20 protein-coding genes are annotated in these 18798 nt (G+C 34.0%); 10 read left to right on the plus strand and 10 right to left on the minus strand.

Going from position 1 to position 18798, the window contains the following annotated elements:
- Positions 1-242: 242 nt before the first annotated feature.
- The 5 genes from GCQ56_RS02265 to mutY all read right to left on the minus strand — a co-directional run bounded on the left by GCQ56_RS02265 (position 243) and on the right by mutY (position 4428).
- Positions 243-872 (minus strand): 4'-phosphopantetheinyl transferase superfamily protein, encoded by a 630-nt coding sequence (locus tag GCQ56_RS02265; RefSeq protein ID WP_152732767.1) that lies wholly within the window; start codon positions 870-872, stop codon positions 243-245.
- Between the two features lie 7 nt (positions 873-879).
- On the minus strand, positions 880-1461 hold the full coding sequence (gene gldD, locus GCQ56_RS02270; RefSeq protein WP_152732768.1) for a gliding motility lipoprotein GldD: 582 nt from the start codon (positions 1459-1461) through the stop codon (positions 880-882).
- Between the two features lie 52 nt (positions 1462-1513).
- Positions 1514-2752: a gliding motility-associated protein GldE gene (gldE, locus tag GCQ56_RS02275; protein WP_152732769.1), complete on the minus strand. Its 1239-nt coding sequence runs from the start codon at positions 2750-2752 to the stop codon at positions 1514-1516.
- 124 nt (positions 2753-2876) lie between these two features.
- Positions 2877-3305: a single-stranded DNA-binding protein gene (locus GCQ56_RS02280; protein ID WP_152732770.1), complete on the minus strand. Its 429-nt coding sequence runs from the start codon at positions 3303-3305 to the stop codon at positions 2877-2879.
- A 76-nt stretch (positions 3306-3381) separates the two neighbouring features.
- Positions 3382-4428: an A/G-specific adenine glycosylase gene (mutY, locus tag GCQ56_RS02285; protein WP_152732771.1), complete on the minus strand. Its 1047-nt coding sequence runs from the start codon at positions 4426-4428 to the stop codon at positions 3382-3384.
- 149 nt (positions 4429-4577) lie between these two features.
- On the opposite strand from mutY, the gene GCQ56_RS02290 reads away from it, so the two are divergent.
- The 4 genes from GCQ56_RS02290 (at position 4578) to GCQ56_RS02305 (ending at position 10339) form a co-directional block, all read left to right on the plus strand.
- Positions 4578-4862 carry an HU family DNA-binding protein gene (locus tag GCQ56_RS02290; RefSeq protein ID WP_054714163.1) on the plus strand — a complete coding sequence of 95 codons (285 nt, stop codon included), beginning with the start codon at positions 4578-4580 and terminating at the stop codon, positions 4860-4862.
- Positions 4863-5107: 245 nt separating this feature from the next.
- Positions 5108-6661, plus strand: a complete 1554-nt coding sequence (locus tag GCQ56_RS02295) for an Rne/Rng family ribonuclease (protein ID WP_299992973.1) — start codon at positions 5108-5110, stop codon at positions 6659-6661.
- 126 nt (positions 6662-6787) lie between these two features.
- Positions 6788-8770 carry a cytochrome c biogenesis protein CcdA gene (locus tag GCQ56_RS02300; RefSeq protein ID WP_152732772.1) on the plus strand — a complete coding sequence of 661 codons (1983 nt, stop codon included), beginning with the start codon at positions 6788-6790 and terminating at the stop codon, positions 8768-8770.
- A 177-nt stretch (positions 8771-8947) separates the two neighbouring features.
- Positions 8948-10339, plus strand: a complete 1392-nt coding sequence (locus tag GCQ56_RS02305; protein WP_152732773.1) for an NAD(P)/FAD-dependent oxidoreductase — start codon at positions 8948-8950, stop codon at positions 10337-10339.
- A gap of 18 nt (positions 10340-10357) precedes the next feature.
- Here GCQ56_RS02305 and GCQ56_RS02310 read toward each other — a convergent pair whose 3' ends face one another.
- The 4 genes from GCQ56_RS02310 to GCQ56_RS02325 form a co-directional block, all read right to left on the minus strand.
- The gene (locus GCQ56_RS02310) at positions 10358-11470 is read right to left on the minus strand and encodes a HAMP domain-containing sensor histidine kinase (protein ID WP_152732774.1); all 1113 of its coding nucleotides are present in this window, start codon (positions 11468-11470) and stop codon (positions 10358-10360) included.
- A 125-nt stretch (positions 11471-11595) separates the two neighbouring features.
- On the minus strand, positions 11596-11895 hold the full coding sequence (locus GCQ56_RS02315; protein ID WP_152732775.1) for a two-CW domain-containing protein: 300 nt from the start codon (positions 11893-11895) through the stop codon (positions 11596-11598).
- A gap of 92 nt (positions 11896-11987) precedes the next feature.
- Positions 11988-12965: a DUF4269 domain-containing protein gene (locus tag GCQ56_RS02320; RefSeq protein WP_152732776.1), complete on the minus strand. Its 978-nt coding sequence runs from the start codon at positions 12963-12965 to the stop codon at positions 11988-11990.
- 164 nt (positions 12966-13129) lie between these two features.
- The gene (locus tag GCQ56_RS02325; protein ID WP_152732777.1) at positions 13130-13699 is read right to left on the minus strand and encodes a hypothetical protein; all 570 of its coding nucleotides are present in this window, start codon (positions 13697-13699) and stop codon (positions 13130-13132) included.
- 508 nt (positions 13700-14207) lie between these two features.
- Here GCQ56_RS02325 and GCQ56_RS02330 point away from each other — a divergent pair.
- From GCQ56_RS02330 to GCQ56_RS02350, 6 genes are all read left to right on the plus strand, one after another.
- Complete coding sequence (locus tag GCQ56_RS02330; RefSeq protein WP_152732778.1) at positions 14208-14639, plus strand: hypothetical protein; 432 nt, start codon at positions 14208-14210, stop codon at positions 14637-14639.
- On the plus strand, positions 14636-14932 hold the full coding sequence (locus tag GCQ56_RS02335; RefSeq protein WP_152732779.1) for a hypothetical protein: 297 nt from the start codon (positions 14636-14638) through the stop codon (positions 14930-14932). The genes GCQ56_RS02330 and GCQ56_RS02335 overlap by 4 nt, the downstream gene beginning before the upstream one ends.
- A gap of 329 nt (positions 14933-15261) precedes the next feature.
- Positions 15262-15657 (plus strand): hypothetical protein, encoded by a 396-nt coding sequence (locus tag GCQ56_RS02340; protein WP_152732780.1) that lies wholly within the window; start codon positions 15262-15264, stop codon positions 15655-15657.
- 26 nt (positions 15658-15683) lie between these two features.
- On the plus strand, positions 15684-16796 hold the full coding sequence (locus GCQ56_RS02345) for a serine hydrolase (RefSeq protein WP_152732781.1): 1113 nt from the start codon (positions 15684-15686) through the stop codon (positions 16794-16796).
- Positions 16797-16803: 7 nt separating this feature from the next.
- Positions 16804-16980 carry a hypothetical protein gene (locus tag GCQ56_RS20235; protein WP_193323693.1) on the plus strand — a complete coding sequence of 59 codons (177 nt, stop codon included), beginning with the start codon at positions 16804-16806 and terminating at the stop codon, positions 16978-16980.
- Positions 16981-17082: 102 nt separating this feature from the next.
- A complete protein-coding gene (locus GCQ56_RS02350) occupies positions 17083-17589 on the plus strand; it encodes a hypothetical protein (RefSeq protein ID WP_152732782.1) in 507 nt (168 codons plus the stop codon).
- 111 nt (positions 17590-17700) lie between these two features.
- On the opposite strand, the gene GCQ56_RS02355 is transcribed toward GCQ56_RS02350, so the two are convergent.
- Positions 17701-18744: a hypothetical protein gene (locus tag GCQ56_RS02355; RefSeq protein ID WP_152732783.1), complete on the minus strand. Its 1044-nt coding sequence runs from the start codon at positions 18742-18744 to the stop codon at positions 17701-17703.
- Positions 18745-18798: the final 54 nt, after the last annotated feature.

Raw genomic sequence — 18798 nt, forward strand, 5'->3', positions numbered from 1 at the left:
TTTTTGATACACATTCCGGGATGATTGTGGCATATATGTTTTTGGAAGGAGATAAAATGTTGCTGGTATGTTCATTCTTTTTTTTCGATGCACATTCCACCATTATTTTATATCCATCTACTAGGGTTGAAAGGGATAAAATGCTGCTGATAGGTCAATAATTTTTTTAGGATTGCATTTTCATGATGATTTTATGGCAATCGTTTTTTGTAGAAACGAATAAAATCATAATTGTTGTTGGTTTATTTTAAAGAATAGACCAGCAAATAGTCATCGAACTGTAAATATTCGAAAGTATATTTTTTCAAGAAATCTGCTCTGCAGACTGCACCGGTAAATCTTTTATCACTTGGTTGAAATGCATCGATTTTTAGTTCATCAATCAAGTGAACATCTTTTTTTCCGTAAAGTTTAATCAAGCACTCCTTGGCACACCAATGTTGGTACAAATGCAAAGTTTTATCCGTTTCTGAAATATTTTCCAGCTCTGATTTGGAAAGAAATCGGGGAGCAATTCGATAAACTCGTTCCGATAAATATTCCATATCAAGAGCATGAACATGGGTTTTGCTTAAAAGGATAGCAACAAAACTTTTGGTATGTGTAATGCTTATTTTAAGATTAGAGTTGATCAGGTGTGGTTTGCCATGTTCATCGTTATAAACCTGCACATCTGTTCCCAAACATTTTTGGATTAATATTCGAGTGCATAAAAACTCTTTTTTTCTCGATTCGCTACCGAATTTCTCGAATTTTTGTATGTCGGTATCGTTAAGGGTTACCAATTGAAGAAGTTGATTCAAACTTTCATCTATTTTCCAGATGTACAGATTGCAATTGGTGTGAATTGATATGTGTTTAAAAATCGGCATTCTTAGATTATTTCCATTTAAGAGATTCGATTAATCTTACCATATCCTGATCGATATAATTAATAACAGGAGCTAAAGAATCCTGATTGGGATGTTGCTTAAAATACAGTGCACCCCTTAAAAAATGATTTGTACTATCTGTGGCAACAAATTGTACCGATGAGGCTGCATTTCCTTTTATCCTGTAGATTAAAGCATAAACTTTATTGTCATTATTCAGGTACGCCTGTTCACCAATTGCATCAGCTTTTATGCTGTGTTTGTATGCCATTTTTCTTGAATCTTCAAGATAGTCCTCAATGTTGTTGTCAACTTTTTTATAGCTAAGATGAATGGTTGCCTTGTATTCAGGATATTGAATGTTTAACCAATGCTTTTCTGCACCTTTCGATTTATCTTTTGTAATTTTTGCATAATTCAATACATCAAAACTGCAAGGATAATCCTCATTCCAATTCTGATACTGCTTTTGAGGCATATCGATTCTAAAGTATCCCTTAGGGCGTGGAGTATATTTTTTTTTGCACGAGATTTGACTTACTGCAATACCTAAAAGAAGTAGCAAGAAGATAAATTTATTCAATTTCATAAATAGACAATTGAGAGTGGAAAAGTATCCACATTATAATATTGAGGTGAAATTACTGCTTAACCTTGACTTTAGGAGGAAGAAAACGAATTTTCTTTATTCTTCTGTTATCAACAGCTTCAACAATAAATCGATAAGATTCATAGGTGAACTCTTCTTTTTTCTGAGGAATTTCTCCTTTTATTTCAAGTAGTAAACCTGCTAAGGTATCAGCATCACCCTTAACATTTTCGAAAATATCAGAGTCAAGATCAACAATTTTAAAGAAATCGTTTAAAAGAGTTTTTCCCTCGAACAGATAAGAACCGTCTTTTTCAAGAGTAAAAGTGTCCTTTTCTTCATCCGATTCATCGGTTATGTCACCAATAATCTCTTCCAGAATATCTTCCATAGTGATAATGCCAGATGTTCCGCCATACTCATCAACCACAATTGCCATATGGTTTTTCTGAGTTTGGAATTCTTCCAAAAGATCATTTATTTTTTTTGTTTCAGGCACATAATAAGGAGGTCGAATGATAGATTGCCAGCGAAAAGTGTTTGGTTTGTGGTGATGAGGCAAAAGATCTTTTACATACAATATACCACTCACATTGTCGAAAGTACCGTCGTAAACAGGAATTCGGGAATAACCCGATTCTATAATAGTAGATTTTACCTTACCAAAACCATCTCGAACATCCATAGCAATTACATCAACCCTCGACTTCATAATTTCTTCCACATTAATGTTTCCAAAATTTACGATTCCTTCCAGAATTTCCATCTCTTCAGTTATTTCATCGGCAGTAAGCTCTAAAGCTTGGGATAAATCGCCCATTGAAATATTCTGTTTTTTCGAAATCCGTTTGTTTACTATCGAAGTTGATTTTATCAATATCACCGAAAGTGGTCGAAATATTTTCTCTAGGTAAAACAATGGAAACGCCATGAACTTTGAGAAACGAACCGAAGTTTGTGTGGCGTATACTTTAGGTATAATCTCGCCAAATAGTAAAAGCAGGAAAGTAATAATTACTACTTGTACAATAAATCCGATGGTTTCGGCATTCGAGAAATCAACAAGCGAATTTGTTATGAAGCTGGATAGTATTACAATTCCGACATTAACGAAGTTATTTGCGATCAGTATTGTAGCCAATAGCTTTTCTGGCATCCTCAAAAGTTTGAGTAAGTGCTTATTCTTCGTGTTGTCTTCCGCTTCGATATCGTTAACCTGTTGAGGAGACAAAGAAAAAAGCGCAACCTCAGAACCAGAGATCAGAGCCGAACAAAATAAAAGAAGTACCATTATAAATAAGCTTACAATGGTACTTATGCTTAAAGAATGAAAAACAATATTTGAATTGTTTAAAAAAAGTGTTGAAAAACTTTCAGTTTCCAATTTTGTATTCAATTAGTTTACATCAGGATAATTAGAATGGAAGATCATCAGTTTCTTCCTCGGCAGTATCGGCTGTTGATGCTGCAGGCTGAGTTGTTTCAGAAGTAGCTTGCTGAGAAGTAGCTTCATTGTCAGCTTTACGACCTAGCATTTGCATGTTAGTTGCCATTACTTCAGTGATATATTTTTTATTACCATCCTGATCTTCCCATGATCTGGTTCTTAAACTACCTTCGATATATAGTTGCATACCTTTTTTAACGTAGTTTTCAGCAACCTTTGCCAATCCACGCCAAAGAACAACATTATGCCATTCGGTTTGTGTAACCTTTTCATTGTTTTTTGTATAGGTTTCACTTGTTGCTAAAGGAAAATTACAAACACTAACGTCATTATCGAAGTACTTAACTTCCGGATCTTTACCGACGTTACCTACTAGAATTACTTTGTTTACAGACATTATAATTGATTTTTTTAATTAACAATAGTTTAAAGATACAAAATAATAACTTGCATCATAATATGTTGGTATACTTTTATTTACTGATTATTTTCAAATGATTTTCAATCAGTTTTGGAAAAGGATATTTCTCCGCTTCTTCCATTGAAATAAAAACAAGATCATTTTTAGCTAATTCTTCTTCTTTAACTGTGATATGAACAAAACTAGCATGAATGTGCTGATGACTCAATTTGTGTACTATTGGTTTTGTTTGGCTATTAATAATCGCTGTACTATTTTTTAAATACAAATTCCATTTTTCAGTTTTCATCAAATCGTGATGTTCTACTGGGTGATCCGTCTCAATTAAAGGAAATTGGTACATGTTTTCCCATATGTCTTTTCCTTCTCTTTTTTCAATGGCAAATCGACCCGAGCAAGATAGGAACAAATAGTAAAAATATCGATTTTTCGTTTTAATTTGTTTGCTCTTTTTAGGCAATACCTCAATCATTTGATTCTTATGAGCAAAACAATTAGCAAGTAGCGGACAAGATTCGCAGTTGGGTGATTTAGGAGTACATTGTAAAGCTCCAAATTCTATTATTGCTTGATTGTACACTTCGGGAATAGCATCACCCATGGTTTCGGTAGCCAATTGCTGGAAAAGTTTTTTTCCTTTTCCACTGTCAATAGGTGTTTCTATACCATATATACGTGATAATACTCTAAAAACATTTCCATCTAAAACTGCATGAGGTAAATTGTAAGCGAAAGATGAAATTGCGGCAGCAGTATATGTTCCAATTCCTTTTAATGTAAGTATACTATTATAGGAGTCGGGAAATATGCCTTTGTGTTCTTTTACTATTGTTTTTGCAGCAAAATGTAAATTTCTTGCTCGTGAATAGTAACCAAGTCCTTGCCAAAGATTTAGAACCTCTTGTTCATCGGCATTAGCCAAATCTTTAACCGTTGGAAATTGAGTTATAAAGCGATTATAATAATCTATTGTTGTTGAAACTCTTGTCTGTTGTAGCATGATTTCTGATATCCATATTGAATAGGGATCTTTGGTTTTACGCCACGGAAGATCTCGTTTATGTATAGAATACCAGTTTATGATTTGGTTATTAAGCATCTCGAAAAAATTGAATGATTCTTTTTTTTTCAAATTTGCGTAAAAATATTTGTTTTCGATTTCATTAATAACTGGAAATCTTATATATTTGCATTCTGATTTGAGGAAATGATGTTGTAAATAATTGATAATTAAAGATTTTTTAAGAGATGACTAAAGCAGATATTGTTAACGAGATTTCTAAAAACACAGGAATTGAGAAAATTACAGTACAAAAGACTGTTGAAGCTTTCATGGATACTATTAAGGGTTCATTGGTAAAAGGAAAGAATGTGTATTTGAGAGGTTTCGGGAGTTTTATCGTTAAGAAAAGAGCAGAGAAAACTGCAAGAAACATTTCTAAAAACACCACAATTATTATCCCTGAACACTTTATTCCGGCATTTAAGCCAGCTAAAACTTTTGTGAGTAAAGTGAAAACTAACGTAAAGTAGTTTTAAGATATTAATTAATTAAAATATTAAGTTATGCCTAGCGGAAAGAAAAGAAAAAGACATAAGATGGCTACGCACAAGCGTAAGAAAAGATTAAGAAAAAATCGTCATAAGAAGAAGAAATAGTTTTCTTAATTGCTTGTTTGTAAGAACGAAAATAAATAAACCTAAAGAACTTTTTAGTACTTTAGGTTTATCTATTTGTAAGAACTGATTACCTTTAATAAAAATAAGAAGAATTTATAGTGAGTAACGAGCTAGTAATTGATGTAAACCCTAATGAAATTGTAATTGCTCTATTAAGCAACCGACAGTTGGTTGAGTTAACTAGAGAGAAAAGTAATCTTCAGTTTGCGGTAGGAGACATATATTTGGGAAAAGTGAAAAAGATTATGCCTGGCTTAAATGCAGCATTTGTTGACGTTGGGTATGAAAAAGATGCTTTCCTTCATTATTTGGATCTAGGACATCAGTTCCGTTCTCTAAATAAATTTTTACAACAGGCACTTGCTCGTAAAGGGCGTAACTTGTCCATCTCTAAAATGAGATTGGAACAAGATATCGACAAGAATGGTAAAATTGCTGATGTAGTTAAATCAGGTCAATACCTACTTGTTCAAGTGGCTAAAGAACCAATTTCCACAAAAGGACCGAGACTTTGCTCGGAAATATCCATTGCTGGGCGTAATATCGTCCTGATGCCTTTCTCTGATAAGGTTTCTATTTCACAGAAAATTAAATCTACCGAAGAGAAGAATCGTTTGAAGCAATTACTTCAAAGTATCAAACCAAAAAATTACGGAATCATTGTGCGTACGGTTGCCGAAGGCAAACGTGTAGCAGAGTTAGATCAGGAATTGAGATCATTGGTTGAGAAATGGGAGGAAAGCTTTTTACACATTAGGGATATGAATCCTCCACAACTGGTGTTGGGGGAGATGGATAGAACGACTGCGATTTTGCGTGATATACTGAATTCTTCATTTGAGAATATCTACGTTAATGATGCAAGTGCAGCTAAATCTATAAAAAATTACATTGCTGGAATAGCTCCTGAAAAATCGAAAATTGTAAAGCATATCACTGGTGATGTGCCTATTTTTGATCAACTTGGAGTGGATAAACAAATAAAATCTTCTTTCGGAAAAACGGTTTCATTTAAGAATGGTGCTTACCTGATTATAGAGCATACAGAAGCTTTGCATGTTATTGATGTGAATAGTGGAAATCGCTCGAAAGCAGGAAACGATCAGGAAACAAATGCTGTTGAAGTGAATCTTGCTGCTGCAGATGAAATTGCTCGTCAACTTCGCTTGCGTGATATGGGTGGAATTATTGTTGTCGATTTTATTGATATGCATGCAGCTGAAAACCGTCAGAAGGTTTTCGAACGCATGAAAGAAATCATGAGTCAGGACAGAACCAAACACAATATCTTACCATTAAGTAAGTTTGGTTTGATGCAGATAACTCGCCAGAGAGTTCGCCCTGAAATGAATATTGAAATCCAGGAAACTTGTCCTACTTGTTTAGGATCAGGTAAAATTTCTCCTGTAGTATTGCTTACCGATCAGATAGAACAAAGACTTAAATTAGTAGTTGAGCAAAGTGATGAAAAGAAAATAACATTAAAAGTTCATCCTTTTGTTGCAGCCTATATTAATAAAGGATTTTGGAAAACTTTGCGTCGACAATGGCAATCTCAATTGGGAATTAAGCTAAATATTCTTGAAATTCCTTCATATGACCTCTTAGGGTACAAATTCTTCGATAAAAATAACAGCGAAATTAAGCTGTAAATTTCATGTATTGAGTTTGATGTATTGTGCAACTTCTTAAAAATATGTTAAGAGGTTGTTCTTGTTTTGTATGACTGCTATATAATGCTAATTTTGTGGGTGTTAAAAGCAACAAAACAAAACCTTATGAAACAAAAAATTCTTGCATTATTCCTGGGGATTTTCCTTACCGGTATTATTTCAAGTCAAGCACAAATTCTTGAAACCGTATCCTGGGATTTTTCAACTGAAAAAATTAGTGATACCGAAGTTGATTTGGTATTTAAAGCTACAATAGACAAGGAGTGGCATTTGTACTCCCAGCATTTTGAGGATGGTGGTCCAATTCGTCTTAGCTTTATTTTTAATGAATCGGCAAACTACGAGAGAGTAGGAGAAGTTGAAGAAATTACAAAAGCCAAAACTGAATACGATGATATCTTTGAAATGGATATTCAGTATTTCGCTGGTGAGGCAATTCTAAAACAGCGAATTAAAGTTCTAAACGAGTCAGCTTTCACCGTTTCTGGTGAAATGGAATATCAAACTTGTAGAGAAGGAGAATGTGTTCTTTTTACTCCTGATTTTGATTTCAAAATTAACAAAGGGAAAGAAGCTGCAGTTGTTGCAGATAAACTAGTTAAGGAAAAAAGCAACCCTATGAAGAATCCTCATAAGGAGTATTCATCATTATGGGGATTGTTTTTTGGAGCCTTTGTATTTGGATTATTTGCCCTATTAACTCCATGTGTATTTCCAATGATTCCAATGACTGTATCATTTTTTATGAACAGCTCAGAGAATAGAGGTAAAGCAATTTTTAACGCTATTTTCTATGGTATATGCATTATTGGTATCTATACAATTATTGGTACAATAGTGTCAGTAACATTAGGTCCAAGTTTTGCTAATTGGTTAAGTACTCATTGGATTCCAAATATTATATTCTTTGTAATCTTTTTAATTTTTGCATTTTCATTCTTCGGAATGTTTGAGATTACGATGCCAAGTTGGGTGGTTAATAAATCTGTTGCCAATGAAGATAAAGGTGGATTGGCAGGATCCTTTTTCATGGCATTTACATTGGTTTTGGTCTCATTTTCATGTACTGGTCCTATCGTAGGATCTATCTTGGTTAAATCAGCAGGTGGTGAAGTATTGGAACCTATTATTGGTATGTTTGGATTCTCTTTGGCATTTGCTCTTCCATTTGCATTATTTGCAATATTCCCTTCGTGGTTGAATAGCTTACCTAAATCGGGTGGCTGGTTAAATTCTGTAAAGGTAATTTTAGGATTTTTAGAATTAGCTTTGGCATTGAAATTCTTAAGTATTGCGGATCAAGCTTACGGTTGGGGAATATTAGATCGTGAAATTTATTTGGGAATTTGGATTGTTATTTTCATCCTAATGGGATTCTACCTGTTAGGAAAGTTAAAATTCAGTCACGATAGTGAAGTAAAATACGTTTCAGTACCACGTTTGATGCTGTCTATTATTTCATTCTCTTTTGTAGTTTACATGGTTCCGGGAATGTTTGGTGCGCCATTAAAAGCAATCTCCGGATATTTGCCACCTCAAACAACGCAAGATTTTGATATCTCTGCAATTGTTCGCGATCAGTCAGGAGCTTCGTATAATGCAAAAAATGATTTGTGTGAAGCACCTAAATATGCAGATAGATTGCATTTACCACACGGATTGAAAGGATATTTTGATTTTGAGCAGGGATTAGCTTGTGCTAAAGAACAAAACAAACCTGTATTTATCGATTTTACTGGTCACGGTTGTGTAAATTGTCGTGAGATGGAAGCTAATGTTTGGTCTGATGCTCGAGTGCAGAAAGTACTTCGCGAAGATTATGTGATTATTGCACTTTATGTGGATGATAAAGAGAAATTACCAGAGTCGGATTGGATAACATCTACCTATGATGGAAAAGTCAAGAAAACTTTAGGTAAAAAATATGCTGATTTTCAGATTACTCGTTTCGGTGTAAATGCTCAACCATATTACGTTTTAATGGATCAGGAGGAGAACAGTTTGGTTAATCCAAGAGCTTACGATTTAAATGCGGATGCATTTCTTGAGTTCCTTGAAAATGGGAAAAAAGAATTTGCAAAAAGATAAATAACAACTAAAACAATACCAACCGGAGCATTTAATGTTCCGGTTTTTTTGTGCCCGAAATTTAAAATGGATATAAAGAAAGAGAGGCTATTTTCTTAAAAAGAATGCCTATTTTTAAAAGTTTGCCTTTAGAAAAAATGGTAAGCCGCATTAATCTTTAAAAATAAAATAAAACGTATGGGAAAATACGATGTGATTATTGTCGGAGCCGGTCCAGCCGGTATTTTTTGTGCTTACGAATTAGTAAAAAACAGAAGTGATTTAAAAATCCTTATCCTTGAAAAAGGTAGAGGTATGGATAAGAGGAATTGCCCGAAACACACCAATGGTGGAACTTGTGTACATTGCAAACCTTGCAGTATTACTACAGGTTGGGCAGGAGCAGGAGCTTTTTCAGATGGAAAATTGTCCTTGTCGCATGAAGTAGGTGGTACTTTGCCAGAGTATTTAGGAGTGGAAGAAACCATTGAATTGATTCGCTATACCGATGATATTTATTTGGAGTTTGGAGCAGCTACGGATATTCATGGTGAGAAATTAACGCCAGAAATGGAAACCATCCGCCGAAAAGCAATTGAATCCAATTTAAAATTGGTTCATTGCCCGGTCCGTCATTTGGGAACAGAAAAGGCTCAGGATCTGTATCGAAAATTATACGATTATGTGATTGACAAAGGAGTGGATGTTCGATTTAATTGTGCTGTTGAAAGTCTTATTTTGGATGGAGATACCATTAAGGGAGTGAAGAACGGTAAAGGAACTTACTATGGTGATTTGGTAATGGTTTCAGTTGGTCGTGATGGTGCAGATTGGTTGATGAAGGAGTGTAGTAAGGAGAGTATATCAACCGAAGTAGGAGTGGTTGATATAGGGGTTCGTGTGGAGTGTAGAAATGAAATCATGCAAGATATCAATGACAATTTTTATGAGGCGAAATTGATTCATTATACCCAAACTTTCGACGATAAGGTTCGAACTTTTTGTAGTAATCCTGGTGGTTTTGTATCATCTGAGTATTACGATGACAATCTTGCGGTAGTGAATGGACATAGCTTTAAAGATTTAAAAAGTGACAATACCAATTTTGCACTTTTGGTATCTCAGAAATTTACCGAACCATTTAGAGCACCAATTGAGTATGGAAAGCACATTGCAAGGTTGGCAAATATGCTAACCAACAATCAGATTTTGGTGCAGCGATTTGGAGATTTGGTACGTGGAAGAAGAACCACATCGAAAAGATTGTATCGTAACAATATCATTCCTACTTTAAAGGATGCAGTTCCTGGAGATTTGAGTTTGGTATTGCCTCACCGTATTTTAAAGGACATTGAGGAAATGATTTACGCTTTGGATAAAGTTACTCCAGGTTTGGCATCAGATGAAACTTTATTGTATGGTGTCGAGGTGAAATTTTATAGCAATATCACAAAAGTGGATGAAAGTTTCCAGTCAACATCGGTAAATAATCTTTACTTAGGTGGTGATGGTGCCGGTATAACACGAGGATTAATGCAAGCTTCGGTAAATGGAGTTGTAATTGCAAGAGAGTTGCTAAAACAGCTTTAAAATAATTCAGATGGTCGGTTATTTTAATCGACCATTTTTATTTTCTTCAGGCATATTTGTAGGCAAATAAAAGCTAAACTTACTGCCTTTTCCTATTTCACTTTCTACATAAACCCAGCCATCTAGTCTTTTTACAATGCGCTGAACAATGGACAATCCTAAACCATTGCCTTTAACTATGCCTTCACCCATTTTCTGAGGATCTGAGAAAATGAATTTTATTTGATATTCGTTTAATCCTTTGCCATTGTCTTTTATCCAAAATTTATTGTAACCATTGTCTTTTTGGGTGCTTCCAATTTCAATTTTTGGTGGATTTCCCCCATATCGAATTGCATTTCGAATGTAATTGTACCAGACCTCTTCAATTAAAGGTGCACAACCATATGAAGAATCAAGTTGAGGAGAAATTTTTATTTCGATATTTTTCCTTTCGGAAGGATTGATTCGTTGAATGGCTTCATCAACAATCTGGTTCATATTTAGTTCAGAGATTTCAATATCTTCTTTTTTCCGGTTGGCATAAAACAGAATTTCCTGAATAATATTGCTCATTTTAGTGCCATTGGCAACAATCAATTCGGTGATGTAATTTCTTTTTTCTTCAGTCAGATTATTTTTGTTTAGCAAAATTTGTCCAAATCCAATAATGCTGTTTAATTGTGATTGTAAATCATGAGCTACCGTGTGGGCATAAGCATCCAATTCAAGATTTCGTTGTTGCAGTTCATTTTCAATTTTTACTCTGGCTGATATATCAGTAATAAATGCCATGCCAAACAACTGATTGCCAGAATTGATAAAACTTAAACTTATTTCTACAGGAAATTCTTCGCCACTTTTTTTTCTGGCTAATAGTTTTGAATTCTCATCGCCCATTGAGCGATTCTTAGGATTAGTGAAGTAGGATTTAATATGATTTCCATGATTATTCTTAAAACGATTGGGAATTAGAATATCAATAAATTGACCCACCATTTCTTTTTCTTCAAATTCGAATAACTGAAGGGCTTTTGAGTTGACAAATACAATTTGACCTTGTTTATTAATAAAAACAACGCCTTCCGAAATCGACTTTAGTAGTGTCTGTACCGAAATATTATTTTGAATAACCTCAGAAAAATCCATCATACTTTATCCAATTGGTAGCCTATTCTCATAAAAAAGTGAAAGTAAGATACTAAAAACAAATCTTTTCCCAACTTTGATTGATGGATTGTAATTTTGAATTGACTTAAATACGATATTTTCGTTTTTTATTGTTTTTTGAGGACTTCTTCGGTAAGTAATATAAACTCACGTCCCTCTTCCTGATTTACCAGTTTAAAGAAACTGCAATTGATGCAAGAGAGTAATTTGTCTTCCAAACCACCTTGTATTTTATGATCGCACAAGGTTCCTTCAACAGTCCAGCAGTATCTTCCAGCGTACGTTCCACCGTTTATGCCAGTGTTTTGTTTTAATGTACTTGCTGGGCAAATTCCTAATTCATTAGTGTTTACTCCTCCAGGCTCTCTACCACAATTAAAATATTCCCAACAGTTCTGCTCTTTCATCTTCACAATTTTCTTCATCCAAAAATAGGCTATTCTTTAAATAATCAGAAAATCATTTGTCGAATAGCCTATTATCATTGCCTAATCTGTAGTTATGCCTGATTGGGATTTAATTCCCACATTTCTTTGATTTTATTGTCGGAGTACAACTCAAGTTTTAAAAGCTCAACGTACGGATTACCCGATAATTGTAAAAGCTGGGCAAAAGCTGGCTCTGTTTTTAATCCATCTTTTTTTAGTTGAATTACTTGTTGTTTAAATTCCTCTCCCAATAGTTTCAACACTCTATCCTCTATCAGCATATGGCGATAAGAGTTTTGTGAGATAACCGGGAAAAGAGAACCATATATCTCGATATCGAAATTTTGGAATTTAAATCGGGCAACCACTACCCAATAGCCATCCTTTTCTTTTTGCTCAATTGTAAATCCTTTTTGCTTTCCAAACAGAGATTCAACTCTTGACTCAAATCGATCTGCATCCATATAGTAGCAAACAATATCCAAATCGCTCGAATCTATCGCAATATCAATAGGAATAGTTCCGGTAAGAGTAGGATTGTATTCATGAAGTGAATCGAATATATGCAGTTTGTTTAAGCACTTGTATGCCTCTAACTGGGTAGGAGTCCCATTTTTTAGATAGGAGAAATCTCTCCAGTTCATGTTAATGGCATTAAAATGTTTTTTTAGGATTGTTTTAGCTTCGTCGAGCGTACTGTATTTGAAACATTTCAACTGAGCACACCCACGAATCATAGCCGAAACATTTTTTCCAAATTCGGTTCTATACAAACAAACAATTGGCTTTTTCATTTCAACAGCGCGACCAATTTCATAGCCAACTCCCAGTGATGTAGTGGTAACTTCGGCAACGACCACATCCGATTCTTCCAGCCACTCCACGTCACGGTTATGAATTTCTTCGTCGTTTAAACTGCTATCCTGTATTTTATTTCCGATATGTTCGGTTAGTACAGTACCATATTGTTTTAAATCTGTAATGATTTCCTGATAAAGTTCAGCATCTTGCTGTCCTCCTCGTATCGATCCTGAGAAATATATTTTCATAGAGAGTGGTGTTTAGACCCCCGTGACCTTCCGATTTTTTTGGAAATGTTCTAAAGGGGATTGTGTTCTTTTTCTAAGATAATTGAAATCTGCTTTTATTCCAATACTGATAATAGCTTTAAGTTCAATTTTTACTACTTGTTGCTTGATATTTGGTATTGAATTTAATTCAATCTCTGTTTTACATTTGCAGGTATCAGTTTTTGAAGTCCTTTGGCCTGTGGAGAATTGATATCTATATATTTCCAGTTATCCGTTTTTTTATCGGCAACAGCCACCATCGATCGGTGTGCCTGTATGGTAAACGAATTGCTTTCTTCGTTGTACTTTACGTTCTCTTTTCCGAATTCCGCTTCGAATTTTGGCTGTACCAAACTACTGCCCTGGCTCATTAAACCCGAAAGTTTTACCTTAACCACACCATAGTAGTATATCTTGCAATATTTTTCTTTGCCCGATTCCACAACATCCGAAATTTTATCGATGGATTTAAAATCGGTGGTCATTTTCACGCCCATATTGTCCATTCCTTGCATTATCATTACCATATTGTCTTTGCTCATCATCTCAAAAACACGAGGATACATCATTTCGGTAACCACATTCCACTGTTTGTTGTTAAAAGCGGTGGTATAGCTAATTAAGTCTTTCTCGAAATGTTGTTTCAATTTTTTTTGAGCGAATGCCGGGCTTATGCTAAAACATACAAGTAATAATATTGCTAATTTTTTCATGTTGTCAATTTTTGTTTCGGTTGAATATAGCAAAAAGCATGCGATCCTTGACTTTAAAAGATGTTAAAAGTTCTCATTTGTGAGATCGTATAGGTTTTCCGTACGCCTTGGTGATAGTTCCGTAACACAGGCTTATCCTTCCGTGACAGCCAAAATAGTTTCCGTGACACGAGATGAGACTTCCGTAACAGCAAAGAGTAGCTTCCCTTTGTGAAACTCTGAACGGAATACCAGCAAGCTGTAACGGAACGGGAAAAATTGTGTACGGAAGATAAAACCATTGTTACGGATCAGATCAAGTCAGTTACGGAACAAGTACCACAGTGTTCAAATAAAATAAGGGGCTATTCAAGAGTCTGTTCATTAAAGTGTGTCAATAGTTAAATTTTCTGAACAAGCTGGTTTAAAATATCATTTACAATGCTTTGTTAAAGGCTTATTGTTTTGTAGATTCAATGACAAAACTAAATATACTAAGGTTGGGATATATTGTTAAAAATTAATTTAGATGAAAAAGATGCGATTAATATTCTTACTGATGTTTTGTACAGCAAGTTGTTCATTAATACTGAATGATAGCAAATTATCTGATTCTGATCTGGATTATATACAAAAACTAGGATTGCTAAATGACAATGAAAAATTACTTTTATTCTCGACTTCTATGAATATTAAGACTAGTGGAAATTTAATCACTGATTATAGAATTGCGTCATACTGGGTTGACAAGGATGAGAGTAAATCATATAAGGAATTTGCCTATTATTCTGATATTGTAAATATTGAATCGGTTGATAACACACAGGCATGGACGTATAGTTCTTACCTTTTAATAACCAGGAAGGATAATTCAACTTTCAAATTATATATTGATGGTGATAAAGAAAAATATCGTTCATTCATAAAAGTAGCAAATGCAAAATGGGGAGAGAATAAATGATTAAGAAAATTATAGATATTCTGATTGTTGTATTTTGGACAATTGCATCAATAGTATGGATCATTACAATTGTTACAGATCTTGTAATTACAAATGAATTGATAAGAAATATATGTGCTGTTGCAACATTTTTAGGAGTTATCTACGCAATATTGCATTTTCTTTCATTTAAAAAGCCAAAGAATTATATAGGTATAGTGACAGTTGCTGCTGTTTTATTAACTGGGATTATAACAGAATTATTTGATCGGACTGGAGAGTGGAAAACGCAAACAGTACTTTATGAAAATTGACATTTTGAGTTTAAAACAATTGAATTTCAAATGCAAGATAATGGTGTATTGGGTTATAATCGGAGAATCGTTGAAGTAACAAAATTAACGAGTTTCTTAAAAATAATTGAATCGGTGGATACTTCAAAAACTGAATTACCTTGGATTAAGGTAAATAAAGATATAAACGAATTAGAACTGAAATATTAAAAATATGTATCAAAAATGTTTACAAATAATAGGAGATATAGTTTTAAATAAAGGCTTTTAGACTGCTACTAATTCATGTAACTTGATGAGGTAAATTGACTATTTCTATCAATTAGCAAATATTCTTAAAAAACTCAATCATGAAATTCGCCATCAGATTATTAGGAGTACTGATTTTTCTTTTAGGTATTTTATTGCTGGTTCAACCTGAAATTATTTTTGCGTGGATGGAAGACCATCAGGAAAGCAGTTGGTTGTATGTTTCTGCAATTGTCGTTAGGATCGTATTTGGAGTTTTGCTGATAATAGCTGCTAAGGCATCAAAACATCCTCTTGTTGTTAAAGGTTTTGCATATTTAGCGATAATAGCTGCTTTAATTTTTCTCTTCATCGGTAAAGAAAGCTTTCAAGAATTCTTATCCTCAATAATTCCGCATCTAAAATCTTACGATATCATGATTGGCGTTATCGCAATGCTGTTAGGCTGTTTCCTTTTTTATACCTTTTCGGGAAATAGGAATTTAAAGAATAAATAGAACCACCAATAATAAATTAACCCAATATGAAACTCACAAAATTTACATTTTTAATTGTATTTGTAACCCTGCTAATCTCTAGTTGTGTTGATAAAAAAGCTGATTGTATCAAGCAATTTCAAGTGGAATTGGATAAAGAAGTGAATGAAAACAACCCCGGGATTTTGGTAAATGTTAATTCTGTAGACAAGGATATTGTTTGGAGTGGAGCATCTGGCGTATCCGATAAGGAAGACAAAACGGTATTAAAGTCTGATCAGACATTTAGAATTGCCAGTGTAACCAAAACATTTGTAGCAGCTACGGTTCTACGCTTGTGGGAGGATGAGAAATTGAGTTTGGATGATCCAATTGCTAAGTATGTTTCGGAAGAGCATATTGATATTTTAAAAGGTGGAGGATACAAGGTGGATCAGATCTTAATCAGACATTTATTGACTCATTCGAGTGGTCTTGCCGAGCATACCCAATCGCATAAGTTTTCGATCGAATTCATGAACACAAGACATGTGTGGACGCGAACCGAGACGATTACCGATTTGATTACTTACGCTACACCAGTTGGGGAAGTAGGCAAGCAATTTAGTTATTCGGATACCGGATACATTTTACTTGGTGAAATAATAGAACGCATCACAGGAAAATCGATGGGTGATGCCATAATGGAACAATTAAACCTGAAAGCTTTGGGTTTGAATGATACCTATATGGAAGATTTTGAGGGTGATTTTTCAGGAAGAAGGGTTCATCAGTATCATGAGAATGCAGATACGTACAATTTTCATCCATCGCTGGATTATTATGGTGGTGGAGGATTGTTATCAACTACAGCTGATTTGAGCATTTTCTATCAAAAACTATTTGCTCATGAGGTATTCCACAACAAAAGTACCTTAAATAAAATGTTGGAACCTGTGGTCTACAATACCGAGCAATCTTTGGATTACAGAATGGGAATCTGGAAAATGGATATTGATGGTAAAGAGGCATATTCTCATTCAGGTTTTTGGGGCACACAGGTAGTTTATTTTCCTGAAATAAAAACAGCTATTGCTGTAAATTACAGTCAGCATTGGCCACAAAGAGGAGTGGCGCCGATCATACCTGCAATTTTGAAAGTAATTACCGAAAACAATTAATGAGCATATGAAAAAAATCTTAATAATTAATGCGATTATATGGGCTGCTGTAATTCTATCAGCCTCTTATTTGTATAGAGGAACCGAAAATTATCAAACGTTATTTGGCATTCTATTGGTTGCAGCTGCTTTAGAAAATGGACTTATTTATAATTTCTTGAAAAAGGAAAAGTTGAAGAAATAGTTTTTTACTAGTGAATTAAATTTGAGTTTGATCATTTGTTTGGTTAATAAAGCAATACTATTAAAATAGACATGAAACTCAGCAATTCTATAATCAGACATTATGAAGCAAATCTTTGCTATCCTATTTATATTTATTGTGTTTATGCCAACTCAGGCACAGAATTTTAAGTTATTCGATAGATACACTATTACTTCTGATAGTTTATATTCAAAATATTCAGAACTGACTTCATTTGAAGATTACAGTCTGTATGCAAAAGGCTATATTGGACAATTCCAAAACCAAAAATATGGGATGACAATATTATTTAACGAAACTTCCTATTTGTTATTTATGGAGAGCCTACACGAAGATCAGTTCAAAATTATAGACATTCTGAAAGTAAATAGGGAGGATAACTGTTATTTACAAAATATGATGTGTTTTCTTGATGAAGAAATTGATTGTGAAATAGTGGCTTTAGCTAGAATTCAAAAACAAGAATTCCAAACAGAAGAATTCTTTGTAAATATTATTAATTCATGGAGGTTAAATATTAAGAAGAAACGAATTGAGATTATTGATGCAAGTAATATTAAATGTTATAATGAAGGTTATGGTGTTTAATTATACTAATGAATATTTATTATTTAAGTACTACCCAAAAGAAAAAAACACAAAAAAGACCAACTAGGAGTTGGTCTTTTTTAAAAGTTCTTTTTGTAAGATTCAGGAGTTTTATTCCAAACGCATTTTACAGTTGTTTGCGCGAATATTAAGTTTCGAGAAGGTTTTCTTGTTGCCAATTTTTCCTTTGGCTACAAAAGTTTTCTTGTCGGCGGTTGTTTCGTTTTTCAATGTAAAATCGTTCGAGTTATCGAACTTAACCGACTTGTGATTGATTTCATACTCCATATTGCAGCCCTCCATAAAGCTTAAGCCAATGTTTGCATATTTCGAATCGAGCTTAATAAAAGAGTACATGTTGTTAATGTTGAAAACATTGATGTGACCAAATTTTAGATCGTAATCAATTTCACCACCCATTTGTGCAATTTCGAACTTCGAGAAATTCGACGATCCGTATAGGTATTCAATCTCTTTAATATCGAATTTATCGCGAGATGATTTAATGTTTAAATTGTCGATAACCTGGATGTTGAATTCAGAATCGCGACTTTCACCAGTAATCTTATTTGCATTCTCAATTTTTAATTTCGATCCGGCGGCTTCCAATTCAGTGTTGTTCAATTGATCCACTTTTAGCTTTACGCTAGATAGTTTTAGATTGTTCTCACCATTTAATGCCTTTGCAGTAAAGTTTCCGTTGCTATGATCCAAGTTAAGTTTTGCATTGTGATCATCCATGAAGACATCGCCATTTTTGTGCACCAATTCCAGATTTACATTGGCTGGCATTTGTACACTGTAGTTAATCTTAATCTTTCCTTTATTGAATAAGGAATTGGTTAACTTCTTAATAGAGAAGAAATCACCTAAAACGGTCTGAGCTACCAATTGCTGATCGCCTTCGGTGAAGTCGATATTAATGTTCTCAGCCATGGTTTCGTTTTTCTCTTCTTTCGATCCGTCAACCGTAATTAAAACCTCGAAACGAATTTCGTCTTTATCCCAGGTTTTAATCTGAATTTTGCCGTAGTGAGCGTCTATTTTAAGGTTTTCAACAGACTTAAAAGTCTTCTCTATTTTTTTGTGTTTGGCTGCATAGGAGTTTCCTGTAATCATGCAAAAAGCCAAAAGGGCAAGTAGTAATCGATGCATATGATATGTGTTTATGAAGTTTTTAAATACTGCTTAAAAATAAACCTTTTCCAA

This window comes from Marinifilum sp. N1E240, from assembly GCF_009295825.1.
Taxonomy (GTDB): Bacteria; Bacteroidota; Bacteroidia; order Bacteroidales; family Marinifilaceae; genus Marinifilum_A; species Marinifilum_A sediminis.